This is a genomic window from Corynebacterium sp. HMSC070E08, assembly GCF_001808895.1.
Taxonomy (GTDB): Bacteria; Actinomycetota; Actinomycetes; order Mycobacteriales; family Mycobacteriaceae; genus Corynebacterium; species Corynebacterium hiratae.
Window position 1 is genome coordinate 1 of the sequence record NZ_KV794797.1, and the last position, 3,808, is coordinate 3,808.

At 54.5% G+C, this 3,808-nt stretch carries 4 protein-coding genes; 1 reads left to right on the top strand and 3 read right to left on the bottom strand.

The genetic code is table 11. The features are described from left to right. Positions 1–256 precede the first annotated feature (256 nt). Together HMPREF2526_RS13545 and HMPREF2526_RS11065 are read right to left on the bottom strand one after the other, a co-directional pair. Positions 257–910: a Mu transposase domain-containing protein gene (locus HMPREF2526_RS13545; protein ID WP_371326151.1), complete on the bottom strand. Its 654-nt coding sequence runs from the start codon at positions 908–910 to the stop codon at positions 257–259. A gap of 57 nt (positions 911–967) precedes the next feature. Beyond that, positions 968–1,837: a DDE-type integrase/transposase/recombinase gene (locus HMPREF2526_RS11065; protein ID WP_168163163.1), complete on the bottom strand. Its 870-nt coding sequence runs from the start codon at positions 1,835–1,837 to the stop codon at positions 968–970. 18 nt (positions 1,838–1,855) lie between these two features. Here HMPREF2526_RS11065 and HMPREF2526_RS13685 point away from each other — a divergent pair, with 18 nt between their 5' ends. Then, a complete protein-coding gene (locus tag HMPREF2526_RS13685) occupies positions 1,856–2,299 on the top strand; it encodes a hypothetical protein (RefSeq protein ID WP_239663585.1) in 444 nt (147 codons plus the stop codon). A gap of 1,003 nt (positions 2,300–3,302) precedes the next feature. On the opposite strand, the gene HMPREF2526_RS13690 is transcribed toward HMPREF2526_RS13685, so the two are convergent. Beyond that, positions 3,303–3,808 (bottom strand): hypothetical protein (locus HMPREF2526_RS13690; RefSeq protein WP_232745278.1); only part of this gene is annotated, 506 nt, incomplete at its 5' end.

The following is a 3,808-nucleotide window of genomic DNA, read 5'->3' on the forward strand; positions in this document are numbered from 1 at the left end:
AAATAGGGTGTCCACTAAACGAGGGTAACCTCAGGTGAACGTGTGACATATTTTATAATGTTTAAAAGGCATCTCATGTGAAGGTTGTCTGGGGTGGTGGTTTGTTGCTGTGACGTCTTTCGAATTTCCAGGGTCACAGCTTTGACTATGGCCAACTTGCCCAATGATTGCGGTGGTTGAGTGGTGTTTTTAGTGTTAGTGTTATGACGTTAAAGCGCTAACGTTTTAACGCTAACGTTTCCTGACTTAGGTCATTTTAGTCAGACAGTTGGGGTAGCTTTTCGGCGAGTTCGCGGACGCCGGCGGGCAGGTCGGTTTGTGCGTGGAGTGTGTGGCCTGAGATTTCGACGGTAAACGATCGGTATTTCTTCAAGATTCGTACCAATCGCTTCAGCGACAGGCCCGAGGCTTCTTCCAACACGTGGCCTGTGGCCATCGCTGCCATCACAATGGTCAGGTGAGCGTGGATGGAGCCTTGCGATAGGTTCAGTACGCCCAGAACGCTAGAATATGCTTGGGCTTCGACTTTACGAGCGTTAAACATCTGGCCGATGAGCTGTGCTGTCGCTGTCCCAATACTTTTCGCCCAGTCTTCCAAGCGTTGCCGGTTCCACTGGGTGTTTAAGTCCTTATGGTTGTCGGGGACATGCTCATCCAAGGTGGAGTAGCCATAATTAGCAGGGGCAATACGATGTAAAGCAACAATCTCACCGTCGTAGAAGACATCCAGATAGTCATCAAAGAGTTGCACGTCGACGAACTTGCCCGCTAGCTTCCACGGCACTGAATACCAGTGATTGGCGATCCGGATGTGGTAGTTCATTGCGACCTTGGACTTCTTCCACCGCGACCACGACCACCGCCGGTCGGGCAACGGGCGCAGCAGCTGTTGCTCATGGTCTTCAAACAACTGGCGACGAGAGATATCCTGCCCGCGGTAGGGACGGCGATCGTTGATGAAATCGCTTTAGTCCTCGAGTGCTTTATTGAGCATGTCGAAACTGTAGAACTCCTGGTCGTCGAGGTATTCTACGCACCATTGCTGGGTAATATCCACGGCCTTTTCAATATTCGCCTTGTACCGCGGCCGGTAGCGTTTCGCCGCAGTAATACCTATCTGATAGAAATCGGCAAATGTGGAATACTCCGCAACCGGGATACGCCCCCGCAGCCCACGGGAAATCTGTTGCGTGGCTGTAAGCGCGTTATCCGGGATCAACCGCAGCGGACAACCACCGAAATACTCCAAAGCCGCACGGTGGGCTAAAAGCCACGACCGCATTTTTTGATCCGGCCACGCCGATACATGCCTCATCCCTGAGTGCGGCAATGAAGCTACAAACAAGTGCGCGGTAAACCGCTGGCCCGAGACCGGATCCACAACGACCATTCCATCGCCCGACCAGTCCACCATGAGCTCGTCACCGGGATCGTGATTCAGTTGCGCTGACAGCTGATGAACATCGACATAATGCTCAAACAGCGAACAGTACTGTCGATACGAATAATGACGCTGACCAGTACCAACAGGTAACTTCAGGTACTTGGCGTGCGCGACTTTCAACGTCACGCGCTTGCCAGAGACCATCCGCTCGGCAACCTTTTTGAAATCCGGTGCGAGGAACTCCGCATCGTTGCGACGCCGGTTATCCGGAAATAGCTCCTCTAACTGGGCATTCGACAATCCAGCAATCCCACGAGCATCGATTTGATGGTCCCTTACAACGCGACTGCCCTTATCAATCGTCGACTTCGAGACCCCTAAATCGGCTCGAATCTGGTTCCAGGAACGATTCCCGGCAACCAAGGCAAACATGATGGCACGGTAATCCGTCACCACCATCACTCCTTCCACGTGAACGCGATCCACACGTACACACTGCGCGGGCCGTCCACTAAAGAGTGCCCAAAAACTACCCCCGGTACCCGATATCCGCACCGGTCGGTACTCGATACCGCCCTACCGGTACTAAATAGCGTCGCGCGTCATGAGTCTTCGTTTAAAGACTATTGGAAACAGAACGATGCTGAAGGAAGCTATCAAGCTAGACGGCGGATTCTTAGCGCAATATTTGATCCGTTTGAGAGGCATGTCGAAGGCCTCGAAGATGCGCAGCTTCAAGGAAAATTGGTTTCTCCTGTTAGCCCGCGGGATTCTACCGGATGGGTGCGGATTGATACAGAAATCAAGGAGCTCCGTGAGAAGTTTGCTTTTGCAAATACTCAAAGTGACTTCAGTGATGTCGGTAATCGGGTGGTTCGCATTCTCGATGAATTGTTAGCGGACATGAAAAGCTGACCGGAGGCGGACATAAAAAAGTCCGCCTATGGCCATGAGAAACTGACCAGTGGCGGACACCACGGGGGCAGGGCGTGTTCGAATGATTGACTCGTCCTGTTGGAGTATGGTAAGCGAACTTATCCCCTCTGGTTCAGAGCCCTGTTGTGACGTCGATCTAGCGCTGGGATGCTCCTCGAGTCCGAACGACGATGACGTGGTGCATCAGCCGACCGATGGGAGCCGTGTTGTTCGGTGTCGGGCGCACCTGTGGCATGAGGTCCGTGAAGCTTGGCACATGTGATTTCACGGAACGTGCCGACGGCGCGCGGCCGCGTGCTGTGGTTGCCTTCGATAGGCACGAGGAACCCGGTGTTGGAGTCACCATCGGCGACGGCGGGGCCACAGGCCTGACACCTCAACTTCACCCCTGCTTCTTCTAGAAGACAATTGCTGCTGATTAGAGACGGAGTCAGGTCCGTTCATGCTTTTCGCTAGATGAGTCCGGTTAGACTCTTCTATCGAACATCGGATGAAGACCCCTTATTTTCCTACCCCCAATAAAAACTCCCCAAACCCCTAAATCCCGTGTCCGCCACTGGTCAGTTTTTCATGTCCGCCAACATGAATTGAACCGCGTAGCCTTTGACGAAACTCGTCACTTACGGAATGGTGATGATGCGGATAAATTTAATGAGGGAAACTCAAAAACCGGCTGGCACGAGTTGTTGAAGTAGAACTTCCAGGACCAGCGAATAGTGAACTGCGTAGTTTTGTTCGTAAGGCAGTTTCGTTAGCTCATTCGATAAAACACGCACCGAACTCATCGCGCCGTGAAGCTGGCATAATCGCTGATTCCGTAATCATGCTTGTCAATATTTTTCGGCGGATGTTTGAAAGCGTGTGATGGAACATTTAATTGAAAAGCGTTGGTGAGCAAATATCGTCGCGACATAGAGCGAAACGAGGTTAGTCCGAAAGGAAAGGGCCAGTTCGTACTTGAACTGGCCCTAATTGCTAGAGGTTACGCACCCGGGAATTCACCGTTGCTGCCCAGGCGCGCATCGGCGTCGAGGAGCATGGAGATTTCCGCGGCCTTGTCGGCGTCGACGAGGCCGTAGCCGTCAATCATCACCTTGGCGTCGGCGTGCGGTAGGCGGCGGCCCTCGATGACCTCGAAGAGCGGGGCGCGGCCCAGCATTCCGGCCTCGAAGTGTGCGCGGCCGGCGCGCAGGCGCTGCTCGGCGTGCTCACGCCACTCGGCAGCTGCATCCGCCCCGCGCTGCTGAGACACGGCCTGCTCGAACACGCCGGGGTGGGCGTAGACGATGAGCGCGCTGACGTGGCCGAAGCCAAGCGAGGTCAGCGCCGCGGCCTTCACGTTGCGGCCCGCGGCTGCCAGATCCAGCGGCGAACGCAGCCACACCAGGTTCTTCGCCTTCGGCGCGATGAGCGGATCAACGCAGTCCAGCGACACGTTGGCCGGGATGCGGCCGGTGCGGAAGACGTCGATGATACCGCCGGTCTGGA